Raw genomic sequence first — 14,736 nt, 5'->3', positions numbered from 1 at the left:
ATGGAAGGCCTGCAATGTGCTGCCTTCTCGCGCTTTCCGCCAAGAAGAACGGCTGCGCCGCCCTTTTTAGCAAATGCTTACGCCTGCGGGTGATACTGTGAATGTCACTCAGGTATCTGCTACTGAGCTAAGCCTATTGCCACTGCTATGCTTCCAGCGCGTAATCTCCGTTTTTCCCGCCGCTCTTGGATACCAGCATCGTCGGACCGATAATCATGTCCTTTTGCAGCGCCTTGCACATGTCATATACAGTCAGCGCCGCCGCAGAAACCGCAGTCAGCGCCTCCATCTCCACTCCGGTCTTTCCGGTCGTCTTGACGGTTGCTTCTATATAGAGTTCATCTTCGCTGTTATCCGAGAAGCTGATATCAACACCGGTAAGCGGCAGCGGGTGGCACATGGGTATCCAGCTGGAGGTGTTCTTCGCGGCCATAATTCCGGCAACCTGGGCAACAGCCATAACATCGCCTTTGCCGATCTTGCCCGCTTTAATGGCCGCAAGCGTGTTCGGGTCCATCTGCACCTTGCTCCGCGCGACAGCTGTCCGCTTGCTAATTTCCTTGTCGCTGACATCCACCATGCGCGCTCTGCCCTGCTCATTGAAATGGGTTAACTCCACAGCTCTCTCTCCTTCCGGCAATGAATAATGCCGTCTTCCGTAATCAGCATGTCCATATAGGCATCATGGTCATCCATCGGCACTTCCTGCACCAGCTGCAGTCCGTACGCCAGTCCGGCCCATACCGGCGGTCTGGCGGTTTCCGGAAGCTCCGCTTCCCAGGCTGCCCGCAAGCGGTCATAGTAGCCGCGCCCGTAACCGAGCCGTCCGCCCCGAGAGTCGAAGGCCAGCCCCGGCACGAATACCACATCCGGCACTCCCTCAGGGCACTGGAGCTCTATAGCGCCGGTAATCGGCTCTTGAATCCCGTAAGCTCCCGGCGCCAAATCCTCCCAGGAAGCTACCGCATGCAGGCTCATCCTTCCGCTGGCCTGAATTACCCGGGGCAGCAATACCTTACGCGCTTGCGCCCAAGCCGCGGTGATAAGCGGACGTGTATCCAGCTCCGAGCGGAACGAAACATAGGCCATGAATGAAGATGCTCCTTCCTGCCGGAGCCGTTCTGATGCATGACTGCAGGCCAGAGAAGACCAGGACGTCCTCTGATCCAAGGACAGACTGTCACGGAGGGCGGCTTTCTCCGCGCGAAGCTCCCGCTTCCACTCAGCTAGCGGGAGCTTTTGGCCCGTCATAGGCAGCACCCTCCTCTTGTCCATATACCTAGCTTATCATAGTTTGTAAACTCAGTTTACCACTCTTCTCCCCGGTTCGCCAAGGTAGCTTGAATCACGTTGTTATACGAATCAATGCCTAACTATTTTTCGCCTCAGTACCCGGATTTACCCCTTGGACGCTGGGGTGCACCTCTCGCGCCGCAAACGCTTTTCATGTAAACTATAGAATAAGTATGTAATATGGCCGAAGCGTTCAAAGCCGAGGCGAAATAAGCAAGGGCGGAGGTTTCATCGGTATGCTTCTTCAAGCGACAGGAATTACGAAATCATATGGGATACAAAGCGTGCTGGACGGCATAAGTCTGCAAGTAAACGAGAAGGAAAGAGTGGGGCTCGTCGGCGTCAATGGCGCGGGCAAATCCACCTTTCTGCAGATTCTCGCGGGCGAGATGTCTTTTGACAGCGGGCAAATTCATAAATCCAAGGAAACTACAATCGGCTACCTGGCCCAGAACAGCGGCCTACAGTCGGACAAGACCATTCAGGAGGAAATGCTGGCTGTCTTTGCTCCGCTGATTGAAGCGGAAGCCGAACTTCGGCAGCTGGAAGCCAGTATCGCCGATCCCCGGCTCGCGGAGGATCCCAAGCGGTATGAGGACCTGCTGGAACGGTATGCCAAACGCTCGGATTGGTTCAAGGACCACGGCGGATATGAGATGAATACGCGGATTCGCAGCGTGCTTCATGGTATGGGCTTCGGTGAATTTGCACCGGAGACACCTATCGCGACGCTAAGCGGAGGGCAGAAGACGCGGCTGGCACTGGCCCGCATCCTGCTTCAGGCTCCCGATCTGCTCATGCTGGATGAGCCGACCAACCATCTGGATATCGAGACGCTCACCTGGCTGGAGGATTACCTGCGCGGCTATGCCGGCGGCATCCTGGTCGTCTCCCATGACCGGTATTTCCTCGACCGGCTGGTCACGACCATTGTTGAAATTGAACGGCATCAGTCCCGGAGATACACCGGAAACTACAGCCGCTACATGGAGCTGAAAGCTGCGGAGTATGAAATCCGCATGAAGCAATATGAGAAGCAGCAGGATGAAATTTCGCGGATGGAGGATTTCGTGCAGCGTAATATCGTGCGCGCCTCCACCACCAAGCGTGCGCAGAGCCGCCGCAAAGCACTCGACAAAATGGACCGCCTCGACAAACCGCTGGGTGATCTCAAGAAGGCCAGCTTCTCCTTCGAGCCTGATTTTATGTCGGGTAAGGAGGTGCTGCAGCTCCGTGATGTCGCTGTGGCGTTCAGCGAAAAATCGGCTCCGCTGTTTCAGCATGCTTCCTTCGAGCTGCGGCGCGGCGAAACTGCGGCGCTGATTGGCCCGAACGGGATCGGCAAATCCACGCTGCTGCAGTGCTTGACCGGCACGCGCGAACCTTCGGCCGGAACGGTCAACTGGGGAACAAAAGTGAAAATCGCGTACTACGACCAGGAACAGACCCGGCTGAATCCGCGCAATACGGTGCTGGAAGAGTTATGGAGCGAGTACCCGATGCTGGAAGAAGCGCGAATCCGCACCATTCTCGGCAATTTCCTGTTCAGCGGCGAGGATGTCCTGAAGAAAGTGGCTGCTCTCAGCGGCGGCGAGAAAGCACGGGTAGCACTCTCCAAGCTCATGCTGCGCGGTGCGAACATGCTCATTCTCGATGAGCCGACCAACCATTTGGATCTGGTGAGCCGTGAAGTGCTGGAATCGGCGCTAATCGATTTCGAGGGAACGCTGCTTTTCATCTCCCATGACCGTTATTTTCTTAATAAAATGGCCGAGCGCGTTCTGGAGCTTCACCCCGGCGGCATCGACCAATATCTCGGAAATTATGACGACTATGTCGAGAAGAAGAAGGAGCTTGAAGACATCGCACTGGAGGAAGCCGAACTTGCCTCTGCCAAAGCGTCCCGGAATGCTGACATCGAAGCTTCAGCAGCGGAAAAAGGCACCGCTTCTTCCTATGAAGCCGACAAACAGGCCAAACGCGAGGAACGCAACCGCCAGCGGCGGATTTCAGAGCTGGAAGAGAACATTGCCCGGCTTGAGGAAGACATCGCCCGTGTCGAAAATGAAATGACCAAACCTGAAGTTTATCAGGACTATATGGCGCTTCAAGAACATGAAAGCGACCTGAAGAGCAAGAAAGCGAATCTTACAGAATTATTTAGCGAATGGGAAAACCTTGCTGACGAATAATGTAAATGCGTTAAATAAATATTTTTTAAGTGTTTCTGATTTGTTCAAAAATACTTATCCACAAGCTCATCCACAGATTTCGTGTATAACTCACGCTTCAAAAAGGCCCTTGGGGCCTTTTTTTAGGCGTAAAATCGCTATTTTCGTTGTCAAGGACTTTTTATCCACCGAATTATCCACATTATCCACAATTTCCACAAGAAATGTCCTCTGGAGAAACCAGCATTTTGAGGCTTCAAAAAAAGGGCGTTATTGCTGATTTTACACGGTTTTTACACAACTCAGACAGAATATGTGGATAACGTTGTCCACATCTTGACAAAAGATTCATTCGCTAATTTTCTACCTTTTTCGCCAAAAAAATTAGAGGTGCTCCAGTAGTAAAAAGCCCTCATCCTGCTGTGCACAGGATGAGGGCCTTTCCATGTACTCCTCAGTCAGAAAACTCAACGGCCTGAGGAGGATTCTTCGCGCTCCTTTAGGATTCCGCGGCCTGAAATTCCGCTGCCACCGGATCAGCCTCTTCCCCGGCAGACAGCAGCGCCGAATTGCACGCAGCAATGTAGGCAATCCCCGCCGCCATTACAATATCCTGATGGATCGCTGTCCCCCGGAATTTGCAGCCTGCCCATTCCACCATTACAGCAGCCTCAGCCTGAGCATTCTCACCGCTGCCGAGCGAATGCAGCTCCAGACCGTCAAAGCGGATCTCTTCAGTGATGCCTTGGGCGATCGCTGCAATGACTGCCTCCAGCGGACCGTTGCCGGTGCTGGTATGCGAGGTCTCCTTGCCGCTTTTCAGGTGATGCACCGTAACGGCAGCTACACGGCGCGGCGCACTGCCGGCCAGCACCTGAACCTCGCCCAGCCCGTAGACCTGCGCCTGCTGCCCTGTTGTGCTGCTGACCATCCGCAGCAGTTCGTCGTCGCTGACAGCCTTTTGACGGTCAGCGGTCTCCTTGAACGATTCGTAGAGCGTATCAAGCTCTGCCGAATCCAGGGCAATACCGTACTTCGCTGCCCGGTCCTTCAGCGCATGTCTGCCGGAATGCTTACCCAGAATGATCATGCTGCGCGGAATGCCCAGCCGTTCAGGGTCCATGATCTCATAGGTGCTGCGGTCCTTCAGCAGGCCGTCCTGATGAATCCCCGATTCATGCTGGAAGGCGTTTCTGCCGACAACCGGCTTGTTGTAGGCAATCGGAAAATGCATCGCCCCGCTGATGATCCGCGAAGTATCGTACAGCTTTTCGAGGACGATTCCCGTCTCTGCGCCAAGGACGTCCCCACGGGTTTCCAGAGCCATAACCAACTCCTCCAATGCACAGTTGCCTGTACGTTCACCGACGCCGTTGACCGTGACCTCGATTTGGGTCGCACCGCCCGCAATCGCTGCCAGGCTGTTCGCTACAGCAAGGCCTAAATCGTTGTGGCAATGGGCACTGTAGCTCACGTTCCCGCCGCCTCTGGCACCCAGCCGCACCCGGCGGAACATCTCTCCGTATTCCTGCGGCAGCGCATAGCCGACTGTATCCGGAAGATTAATAATAGTCGCCCCCTCTTCAATGACCGCTTCCACCATCTCGATCAGATCATCGATCCCCGTCCGGGCGGCATCCATGGCGGTAAATTCCACGACATCGCAGAACTGGCGGGCATAGGCTGTCATTTCGCGGGCGGCAGCAACCACCTCGGGTCTGCTTTTACGCAGCTGATGGCGCAGGTGAATGTCGGAAGAGGAGATGAACAGGTGAATCCGCCGGCGCTGCGCGTCCCGGGTTGCCCGGACTGCGGCATCAATGTCACCTTTGACCGCGCGGGCGAAGCCGCAAATCTCTACGCCCTCCACCTTGCGGGAAATCGTCTCCACCGCTGCAAAATCACCCGGACTCGAGACCGGGAAACCCGGCTCCAGCACATCGACACCCAGTTCAGCGAGCTTGTAGGCCAATATTATCTTTTGCTCGGGAGTCAGGCTCGCACCGGGGGCCTGCTCACCGTCTCGCAGCGTCGTGTCAAAAATCTGTATACGTTTCTTCACCGGAATAATCATGGAATAACCTCCTGAAAGTGGGTTGATTGACCGCATCCCCTTAGTGTGAGTATGCATTTTGCTGAGTTGGTCAGCGTGGTGGTCTGAGCTTTTGTATTACATTTTGGATTACATTTTTGGTTTACCGATTGTATTACAGTTTGTATTACAGTCTGTCTAACATATTGTCATCCTGTCTGTCTCACACTTTGTCTTCCAGTTAGGTCTTACGTGTTCTTCCCTGGCACTTCTTGTGCAGAACCGCACGTCGACTTGCGGCTCTGCTGATTTCCCGCCCACTGCTGCCGGCAGCAAGTAGAGAGTGTGCCTCCCGCAGCATGCGGAAAGCCGTCACTCTCAAACGCCGTTACCGGAGGTGTCCGGTACCCCCGTTCACCTCCTGAACAACGCAAAAACCCGCCGTCTCAATAAAGAGACGGCGGGTCACCCCTCCGCGGTACCACTCTTTTTGACGCATAGGCTCCTGGCAATGCCAAGCCCAGCTGCGTCCAGCTCTTCCCCATGTATCGTACCGGTTCCATAAGGAACCAACCGCGATACATGAAGGTCCGTTAACGGGGACAACCGTTGCGGCGTACCTCAAGCCTTTCCGCCGCTCCGCTCCCGGGCGAGATTCAATGTTTTCCGGTGACTGCGTTGCACCACCCCGCAGCTCTCTGTTCACCTTCGTCATCTACTGCTCCCGTTCATTGCGTGTATTGATATTGATTTTGACCTCTGCATCCCTGAAAATCCATACAAAAAAGCCTGCCATCTCATTCAAGAGACGACAGGCTGTTAACCTTCGCGGTACCACTCTTGTTGATATCACGGATCAGCCAAACCTCTGCCATCCTAAGATATCCACTTTACAGCCAAGTAAGATCATCCGGCCTCATAATAATTCCGCCTGTCTTACCCGACCACCCTCTCACGGAGGTAACCCGTAACGGTGTACGAAAGGTACGGCAATCCTCCACGCCGTTCAACGCTCCTGTGAACAGGAGGCCCCTGCTTCCACCGCTCCGCTCCCGGACGAGTTCAGGGCTCCTTCGACTGCGTCGCACCTGCCCGCAGCTCTCTTATCCCGGAGTTTCCTTACTGCTTCCATTCATCGCGTTTGTTTCGTTTAATTGCCCTTGATTATACCCGCGCCTCCAGAGGCTGTCAATAGGCGGCTACCGACCACTTCTCCAGCGACAAGCCGGGATCGGCCACCATGTCCAGCGGTGTGTCTCCGTCATGCATCCACTTGATATAGGCCGCTGCGCCGATCATCGCTGCATTGTCGGTGCAGTACACTGGCGGCGGGATGATCAGTTCAATCTTTTCCCTGTCACAACGGGCAATCAGCGCTTCACGCAAGCCCTTGTTCGCGGCAACCCCGCCGCACAGAAGGAGCTGTTTGGCCTCGCAGGCTTTTACGGCACGGACGGCTTTCTCTACGAGCACCTCGACAACCGACTCCTGAAAACCGCGGGCGATGCCGGCAACATCCGGTGTGAGCCCCTTCATCTTGCTCTGGTTGACTACATTCAGCACAGCCGACTTCAGACCGCTGAAGCTGAAATCATAGGAATCCGGCTCCAGCCAGACCCGCGGCAGCGGCACAGCTTCCTCCGCCTCCCGGGCCAGCCGGTCTACATGGGGGCCGCCGGGATAAGGAAAACCAAGGGCCCGCGCCACTTTGTCATAAGCCTCGCCTACTGCATCGTCACGGGTGCGTCCAATGATCCGGAATTCCCCTTCCCGTTCCATATTCACGAGTTCAGTGTGTCCCCCGGACACTACAAGAGTCATGCAGGGATATTGCAATTCCTTGACCAGCCGGTTGGCATAAATATGCCCGGCAATATGATGCGTGCCGATCAGCGGCTTGCCCCAGGCCAGCGCAAGACTCTTGGCCGCAACTACGCCAACCAGCAGCGCGCCGACCAGCCCAGGACCCTGCGTTACGGCAACTGCGGTCAGCTGTTGCGGCTCAACACCCGCCGCTGTCAGCGCTTCTTCGATCACCAGCGTGATAACCTCGACATGCTTGCGTGAAGCCACCTCAGGAACTACACCACCAAACGCACGGTGCGTCTCAATCTGGCTTGAAATGATATTCGACAGCACCTCGCTGCCGTCCTTGATGACCGCGACCGATGTCTCGTCACAGCTGGTTTCAATAGCTAATATAAGTACAGGCTGAGCTCCGCCCGTTTCTGTCTTCATTTCAGATCCACGCTTCCTTCCATCATTCCATGCTCCTCGTACTCCGGCAGATCCGCCCACATAATAAGCGCATCCTCACGGTTGTCTGAATAGTAGCCCTTGCGGGTACCCGCGGGCCGGAAGCCTTTTTTCCGATATAAATTCTGGGCTACCTCGTTGGAGACCCGTACCTCCAGCGTAATCGACTTCATGCCTAAATAAGCGGCTGTCTTCATCAGTTCATCCAGCAGCCTATCCCCCCATTTTCGTCCCCGGTAGGCCTCGAGCAGGGCGATGTTCGTCACATGGGCCTCGTCCACAATTGCCCACATTCCGGCGTATCCAATAATATGGCTCTCCAGCTCCATAACCATATATTTAGCGAAATGATTATGCGTCAGCTCGTTGCGGAACGCTTCCTCGGTCCATGGCATAGTGAAGGCTTCCCGCTCAATTATAAGAATTTCGGGAATATCCTCCAGCTTCATCAGGCGGAAAATAAGCTCGCTCTCCGGGTCTCTAATTGGCTCCGATTCCGTCATCTTTTGTTCAGGCTCCCTTCACTGCTCCGGCGCAGATTCGCTTCCGCTTCGGAAAGCTGGGTATAGTTCGGGATTAACCCGTGAATATCGTCACTCCCCGCCAGCAGCCGTTCCTCACCAAGGAAGCCTGTCCAGCGGCCCTCCAGCTCATAAGGCACGGCCCGCACACAACCTTCTTCCATCAATGTACGAAGGCTGTCCTCGCTGCCGTGCAGCTCGGTCTCCCCGACAAACCACAGGATACGGGGTTTTACACCCTCTGCTGCTGCCTGCTTAAGCCGTTCTTCCAGCTGCAGCACCCAATCTGCCATAAGGCGGATCGCATCGGGCTCAAGCCGCCGCGGGGCCTCATCGCCACTTGCGGCAAACAACGCCGTATAGGCTTGACCCCGGCGCGCGTCGAGCAGCGGAATAATCCAGTCCGGGCCGTTCCCGGCCTTCTCCGGCACCTGTCCTTCGGCTTCTGGGTGCTGCTGTGCAAGAGCGGCGCCAAAGCCGCCCCAGGCCAGTGCATGCAGGCTCGACACACCTGCTACCGGAACCTTCCAGGCCCAGGCCAGCGTCTTCGCTGCTGTAACCGCAATGCGGGTTCCCGTATACGAACCGGGCCCGACTCCGACGGAGACTCCAGCCAGCATACCGGGGGTAGTCCCCGAGGCCTGCAAAGCCTCCTGAATAATCGGCAGCAGATGAACCGAATGGTTCCGCTCCCCGGATGCATTGATTTCATGCAAAAGCCTGCCGTCTCCCGTTATGGCCACACCCAGGACAGCCGTTGATGTATCCAGCGACAAAAACCGCTTGCGCGGCTCTTTATTTTCATTCGTCATCTTTCTTTACCCCACTTCTGGATCAGAGCCCGGCAGACCTCGCCGTAAGGCTCTCCGATTCCGGTAACCGTGATCAGTCGTTCGTCCGGCCCGGCTGTTTCCATGTATATATGCAGATGCCCCGGCGGCATCAACTCTTGTATAATACTGCTCCATTCCACCAGGCAAATGCCCCGCCCGTAAAAATATTCATCCAGCCCCAGCTCGTCCGCTTCCTGAAGCGAAATCCGGTATACATCCATATGATACAGCGGCAATCTGCCTTCATATTCTTTAATAATTGTAAAAGTAGGACTGTTTACAATCCCCTGTACGCCCAAATGGCGGGCATACCTCTGCGAGAATGCCGTTTTGCCCGCACCCAAATCGCCGTCCAGGCCGATAACCATCCCCGCCGTTGAAGCAGCAGCGACAGCGGCAGCGAGCAGCTCCGTATCCTGCAAGCTGTAAGAACGGTAAGTAAACACCGTTTCAACATTATTGTCCAAGCTGCAACTACCACCTTTTAGAATATACCTTGCCGGTAACAATACTCTTAATTATATCGGTATGGTACTGCTACCGCAACAACCCGATCTACTCCTGTCCCTCGGCAGCAAAGCCCCCGTTGCCGGTCTTTCTTATGCTGCAAGTGCAGTTATCCTTTCCCGGGCGCAGGGAGAGCAGGTTATGCGAGTCCACTTATTCTAACGGTTTCATAATCCGAATGCAGCGACAATTGGCAAATACAAAAAACCGACTGAACAGGGGGTATCCCTTCAATCGGTTAGGTTCATTGCCTGCCATTAATTCTAACTTCCCTGCTCCTCCAGCCGTTCCACACCGACGGTATGCGTATTGGTCGGCCGAGAGCCGACCTGCACCGTAGCCATGCCATTATCCGCATCAACATGCTCAATCCATACCGGCTCTCCATCCAAATGTACGGAGATCATTTCTTTGGAGGCATAAATAGCCTTCGCCCGCTGTACATCCATTTTTTTGGCTCCTTAAAGTTTTGTAAGCATATGCTCCATTGTTTTAGCTTCGACAAAACTAGCTTCGGAAGCTTGTACTTAAGTTTTGTGAGCAGATGCCCCATTGATTTACCTTCGTACAGAACTAGCTTCGGGAAGCTTGCTCTTTATTTTTGTAAATATACGCTTTTTTGCACACTGGCTTGGCTCCATTCCTTCACAACATCACACTAAGGTCAATGTTCCTCTGTCTCCTCCTCGGCAGTAGGCGGTTCACCAATCGTCGCCACGGCATCGAGGTGCTCTGACTCATCACTTAACCCATTGTCATCCCGTACCGCAATAATGTTCTCCCAATCCACGACCTCTGCCGGAATATCCTGCTCCGATAAGCTGTCGATCCATTCATTCGGTCCACGCCCCATATAGTACCTCCTCTGCCTTCCTGATTCTTTTTTCATCCTTCAAGGTTTGCCTAATTCACTGTTCTCCGTGTACTTCATTGTGCTTCCATTTCCCAGTCTTCTACCGCAAGCTGATGCAAAATGACGCTGCTCGTCCATGGGGACCTGATTTTATTTTTTCCCATGGTTCGCAAAAAATGCATCCGGCTAGAAAAAGCCCCGCCGCCCCATACTAAGCCAAAGCACTTATTATCAGGAGGCGATATCCATGCATACCGTTTGGAAAGGAGCCATCAGCTTCGGCCTTGTACATGTTCCGGTCAAAATGTTCTCCGCCACGGAGGATAAGGACATTTCCCTGCGTTATATCCACAAGGAATGCGGCAGTCCGCTGTCATACGTGCGCAAATGTCCCGTGTGTGACAAGGAAGTAGCCTGGGAAGAAATCGGCAAAGGCTATGAGTATGAGAAGGGAAAGTTTGTCCTCTTCGACAAAGAGGACCTGGATCAGCTTACCGAGGAGAGCAGCAAAAGCATCACCATTCTAGACTTTGTGGATTTAACGGAGATAGATCCGATTTATTTTCAAAAGACCTATTATCTTTCTCCCGATCAGGCCGGGATGAATGCCTACCGGCTGCTCATGGAAGCTATGCGCCAGACCGGAAAGATAGGCATTGCCAAAATTTCCATCCGCTCCAAAAGCAGTCTCGCCGCCATCCGTGTCTTGTCGGACTGCCTGGCGATTGAAACCATCTATTATCCCGATGAGGTGCGGCCCGTCTCCCAGGTTCCAGGCCTGCCGGAAGCCGGAATGGTCAATGACAAGGAGCTGGATATGGCCAAACTGCTCATCTCCCAGCTGTCCACACCCTTCGAGCCGGCAAAATATACCGATGATTACCGCCAGCGGATGCTGGATCTGATCTCACATAAAATTGCCGGTGAAGAGTTCCATATTGCTCCGGCGCGGCAGGAGAGCAATGTAATCGACCTGATGGCCGCGCTGCAGGCCAGCATCGAAGCAGTCCAGCATATCCCGTCGGACCCCGGGCCCTCCCCGTCCGGTTCTGCTGCCAAACCGCAAACAGCCGCTGCCAGGAAAAAAACCGCCAAGGCCACAGCCTCCGCTCCCGCAGCCGCTGTGCTTAACGAAGCAACCGGCCCGATTCCGGTTATTTCACCCAAGCCGAAACGCCGTACCGCCAAGAGCAAAGATACGGTTTCCTAAGCTATGCACGGGTTGAAGCCTAAGCGCTTTTCCCGCTTATATTCCCTTTAGGAGGGGTTGCTATGAAGCTGCAGCCTGTCATTCCATTTGAGCCTGTACTGGCCGCACAGCTTCCGTCCGGCAGCGAGTGGATCGCACAAATCAAATGGGACGGTGTACGCATGCTTTCTTATTACGATGGCAGCCATGCCGAGCTCATTAACCGCCGGGGCAACCGCCGCACGCCACAGTATCCCGAGCTGGCCGAGCCCCGCAGCTATTGCCGGGCCGGCTCTTTTATCCTTGACGGAGAAGTCATTGCGCTCAGTGGCGGCAAACCTTCCTTCCATGAGGTCATGCGCCGCGACAGCCTGAAGAATGAAGCGGCCATCCGGGCGGTTAGACCGCAGGTTCCTGTTCTATATATGGTGTTTGACATCCTGTATTGCAACGGACTATGGCTGCTCGATCAGCCCTTATCCCGGAGGCAGCAGTACTTAAATGAAATGCTGCTGCCCCATCCCCATGTCCAGAATGTGCCGAGTTATGCCAATCCGGCGGAGCTGTTCTCCGCAGCCCAAAGCGGCAGTCTGGAAGGCATCGTATGCAAGGACGTGAATAGTACTTACGCGCCGGGAGGGAAGGACAAACGCTGGCAGAAGCGGAAAATCATCTCCGATGTAACTGCCGTCGCCGGCGGGGTAACCTTTCGTGACGGGATTGTAAATGCGCTGCTTTTCGGCCTGTACGACAACGAAGGCAAGCTGCATTACATCGGTCATGCCGGTGCGGGCAGAATGACGGCAGCGGATTGGCGGAACGTGACTGCGGAAGCCCACCGCCTCACCGTACCGAAGATGCCTTTTGCAGCCCTGCCCCAGCGCAGCAAGGATGCGGTATGGATCAAGCCCGAGCTGGTCTTCAAGCTTCATTTTCTGGAATGGAACAGCTCAGGTACCTTTCGCCAGCCGGTCATTCAAGCACAAGTAGATCTGCCGCCGCAGTCTTGCCGGATTGAGCAGAAGGAGTAATTAGAAACAAGGGATTAAGCGCAAAAAGTGTGTGCTGCAGTTATGTACGAGGACGGGAAGGGAGGAGATCCGGCATGCCGGCAACAATCAAAGGCTCCATTACTATAGCCGGACAAGAAATTACGATAACGAACCCCGATAAACCATTATGGCCCGAAGCAGGGATTACCAAACGCATCTATCTGGAAAAGCTTGCCGCACTCTCGCCGTATTTGCTGCGCTATTGCCGGGACCGGCTGCTGACGGTAATCCGTTACCCCCACGGTATTTCCGGCACGTCTTTTTATCAAAAAAACGCCCCGGACCCCCTGCCGGACTTTGTCCGAACAGCGGTACAGGACAAAATCAACTATATCGTACTTCAGGGCTTGCCGGAGCTGCTCTGGCTGGGCAATCTGGCTGCACTGGAGTTTCACCCTTCCCTGCACTATGCGGGAAGCGGGCTTCCCTGTGAATGGATGATTGATCTTGATCCCTCCCTTGAGGTGGAGCCGCGGATCATGGAAGCGGCCGCCACTGTCGGTGAAGTATTGAAATCACTGGGACTGGCTTCCGTTCCGAAGACTTCGGGGGCCACAGGTGTGCAGATCATCATTCCTATTCGGCCCGGTGTTACTTTTGATGACTTGCGCAAGATCGGGCATTTTGTGGGACGTTATGTCACCGAGAAACGTCCTGATTTGTTCACTCTGGAGCGGCTGAAGAAACACCGCGGAGACAAAATTTACTTTGATTATCTTCAGCATTACGGAGGTAAAACCCTTGCCGCTCCTTATACACCTCGTGCCAGACCGCTGGCCACCGTCTCTACTCCCCTCTTATGGGAAGAGGTGCAGCGCAATGTCTCCCCTGCAGATTTTCATCTGCTGAATATTGAGGAACGCCTCAGCCGCATGGGCGATTTAATTGTTAGCGTACCGCCTCAGCCGGTAGAGAACATTATCTCCCGGCTCCCTTGATTCTGAAGCAGCAATAAGCCCGCAACTGCCTTTTCAGGCTGCGGGCTTATCAGGCGTCCAGTTTTTGGACGGAAGGTTATATATGAGAATACGGCGCTGCCAAACGCAAGCCACCCTATTGATTACTCTGACTTTCGTAAATATACCTTCCTTCGGATAGCGCTCAGGTTGTGAGAATCGCTAGTGGATTGATTTTTTCTTAAAGCGGCCGCCTTTAACATCATGGATATTGCCAATTGCGATAAAGGCATCGGAATCCCAATCCTCAACAATCGACTTCATTTTGGCTTCTTCCAAACGGGTAATTACCACAAAGATCACTTTCTTGTTCTCACCGGAGAAACCGCCTTCCCCATCGAGATAGGTAACGCCGCGTCCCAGACGCTCGGTCAGCGCTTCGCCGATATCACGGAATTTATCGCTGATAATCCATACCGACTTGGATTGATCAAGCCCCTCAAGCGTAATATCAATCAGCTTAAACGCAATATAGTAAGCAATTAGAGAAAACATCGCATTATTCCAGCCAAACACAAAACCTGCGCTCGAAAGAATAAACAGGTTGAAAAACATAACTACCTCACCTACGGAAAACGGCAGCTTCTTAGACAAAAGAATGGCGACAATTTCTGTACCATCCAGTGATCCCCCATAGCGTACAACGAGCCCTACACCCACGCCGAGAATGACGCCCCCAAACACTGCGGCAAGCAGTGGTTCCACCGTTATGGGATTTACAGGATGCAGCAGCTGAGTACCGATGGACATTACTACTACGGCAAATAATGTGGATAAGGCAAAGGTTTTGCCAATCTGCTTGTAACCTATAACCAGAAACGGCAAGTTAAGCAGCGTAAGCAAAATCCCGAGCGGGATGTCAAAAATATCGGACAGCATAATAGAAATACCCGTAATTCCGCCGTCAATCAACTGATTGGGAACAAGAAAAATCTCCAGTGCAACAGACATCATACCCGCCCCGAGCACCATCATAATGATCCGATGGGCCAGTCTGGCGGTCTTCAAAGCCCCCGACTTCTGCGGTTTCTTCTGTTCCTCATTCGTAAAGACTTTTTGGCTTACAGTCATAG

15 protein-coding genes and 1 other annotated feature are annotated in these 14,736 nt (G+C 54.0%); of the genes, 4 read left to right on the top strand and 11 right to left on the bottom strand.

The genetic code is table 11. The features are described 5' to 3' along the window. Positions 1-145: 145 nt before the first annotated feature. Together moaC and NST99_RS05410 are read right to left on the bottom strand one after the other, a co-directional pair. The gene (gene moaC, locus NST99_RS05415) at positions 146-619 is read right to left on the bottom strand and encodes a cyclic pyranopterin monophosphate synthase MoaC (protein ID WP_076113504.1); all 474 of its coding nucleotides are present in this window, start codon (positions 617-619) and stop codon (positions 146-148) included. Beyond that, on the bottom strand, positions 610-1,251 hold the full coding sequence (locus NST99_RS05410) for a 5-formyltetrahydrofolate cyclo-ligase (RefSeq protein WP_341090151.1): 642 nt from the start codon (positions 1,249-1,251) through the stop codon (positions 610-612). The genes moaC and NST99_RS05410 overlap by 10 nt, the downstream gene beginning before the upstream one ends. 278 nt (positions 1,252-1,529) lie before the next feature. On the opposite strand from NST99_RS05410, the gene NST99_RS05405 reads away from it, so the two are divergent. Then, complete coding sequence (locus NST99_RS05405) at positions 1,530-3,485, top strand: ABC-F family ATP-binding cassette domain-containing protein (RefSeq protein WP_076113502.1); 1,956 nt, start codon at positions 1,530-1,532, stop codon at positions 3,483-3,485. Positions 3,486-3,963: 478 nt separating this feature from the next. Here the strand turns inward: NST99_RS05405 and NST99_RS05400 are convergent, their stop codons facing one another. The 8 genes from NST99_RS05400 to NST99_RS05365 form a co-directional block, all read right to left on the bottom strand. Further along, entirely contained in the window at positions 3,964-5,538 is a 1,575-nt protein-coding gene (locus NST99_RS05400; RefSeq protein ID WP_341090150.1) for a 2-isopropylmalate synthase, read from the bottom strand. 206 nt (positions 5,539-5,744) lie between these two features. After that, positions 5,745-5,930, bottom strand: coding sequence for a hypothetical protein (locus NST99_RS05395; RefSeq protein ID WP_341090149.1), 186 nt, complete (start codon positions 5,928-5,930; stop codon positions 5,745-5,747). A 16-nt stretch (positions 5,931-5,946) separates the two neighbouring features. Then, positions 5,947-6,237, bottom strand: a binding site (T-box leader). A 447-nt stretch (positions 6,238-6,684) separates the two neighbouring features. Beyond that, positions 6,685-7,734, bottom strand: a complete 1,050-nt coding sequence (gene tsaD, locus NST99_RS05390) for a tRNA (adenosine(37)-N6)-threonylcarbamoyltransferase complex transferase subunit TsaD (protein ID WP_341090148.1) — start codon at positions 7,732-7,734, stop codon at positions 6,685-6,687. Continuing rightward, the gene (gene rimI / locus NST99_RS05385; RefSeq protein ID WP_341090146.1) at positions 7,731-8,255 is read right to left on the bottom strand and encodes a ribosomal protein S18-alanine N-acetyltransferase; all 525 of its coding nucleotides are present in this window, start codon (positions 8,253-8,255) and stop codon (positions 7,731-7,733) included. The genes tsaD and rimI overlap by 4 nt, the downstream gene beginning before the upstream one ends. Beyond that, positions 8,252-9,085, bottom strand: coding sequence for a tRNA (adenosine(37)-N6)-threonylcarbamoyltransferase complex dimerization subunit type 1 TsaB (gene tsaB / locus NST99_RS05380; protein WP_341090145.1), 834 nt, complete (start codon positions 9,083-9,085; stop codon positions 8,252-8,254). The genes rimI and tsaB overlap by 4 nt, the downstream gene beginning before the upstream one ends. Then, positions 9,082-9,573 (bottom strand): tRNA (adenosine(37)-N6)-threonylcarbamoyltransferase complex ATPase subunit type 1 TsaE, encoded by a 492-nt coding sequence (tsaE, locus tag NST99_RS05375; protein ID WP_445744950.1) that lies wholly within the window; start codon positions 9,571-9,573, stop codon positions 9,082-9,084. Before tsaE ends, tsaB begins: the two co-directional genes overlap by 4 nt. 303 nt (positions 9,574-9,876) lie before the next feature. Next, positions 9,877-10,062, bottom strand: coding sequence for an H-type small acid-soluble spore protein (locus NST99_RS05370; protein WP_076113499.1), 186 nt, complete (start codon positions 10,060-10,062; stop codon positions 9,877-9,879). Positions 10,063-10,277: 215 nt separating this feature from the next. Continuing rightward, the gene (locus NST99_RS05365; protein WP_341090143.1) at positions 10,278-10,466 is read right to left on the bottom strand and encodes a hypothetical protein; all 189 of its coding nucleotides are present in this window, start codon (positions 10,464-10,466) and stop codon (positions 10,278-10,280) included. A gap of 247 nt (positions 10,467-10,713) precedes the next feature. On the opposite strand from NST99_RS05365, the gene ku reads away from it, so the two are divergent. The 3 genes from ku to ligD all read left to right on the top strand — a co-directional run bounded on the left by ku (position 10,714) and on the right by ligD (position 13,645). Beyond that, entirely contained in the window at positions 10,714-11,676 is a 963-nt protein-coding gene (ku, locus tag NST99_RS05360) for a non-homologous end joining protein Ku (RefSeq protein ID WP_341090140.1), read from the top strand. A gap of 62 nt (positions 11,677-11,738) precedes the next feature. Further along, complete coding sequence (locus tag NST99_RS05355; protein ID WP_341090139.1) at positions 11,739-12,686, top strand: ATP-dependent DNA ligase; 948 nt, start codon at positions 11,739-11,741, stop codon at positions 12,684-12,686. 74 nt (positions 12,687-12,760) lie between these two features. Then, positions 12,761-13,645 (top strand): non-homologous end-joining DNA ligase, encoded by an 885-nt coding sequence (gene ligD, locus NST99_RS05350; RefSeq protein WP_341090138.1) that lies wholly within the window; start codon positions 12,761-12,763, stop codon positions 13,643-13,645. Positions 13,646-13,825: 180 nt separating this feature from the next. Here the strand turns inward: ligD and NST99_RS05345 are convergent, their stop codons facing one another. Continuing rightward, complete coding sequence (locus NST99_RS05345) at positions 13,826-14,734, bottom strand: YitT family protein (RefSeq protein ID WP_341090137.1); 909 nt, start codon at positions 14,732-14,734, stop codon at positions 13,826-13,828. Positions 14,735-14,736 lie beyond the last annotated feature (2 nt).

Origin of the sequence: Paenibacillus sp. FSL L8-0470 (assembly GCF_038008625.1) — a bacterium.
Taxonomy (GTDB): domain Bacteria; phylum Bacillota; class Bacilli; order Paenibacillales; family Paenibacillaceae; genus Paenibacillus_AQ.
This window is presented reverse-complemented; position numbering and strand designations above follow the sequence as displayed.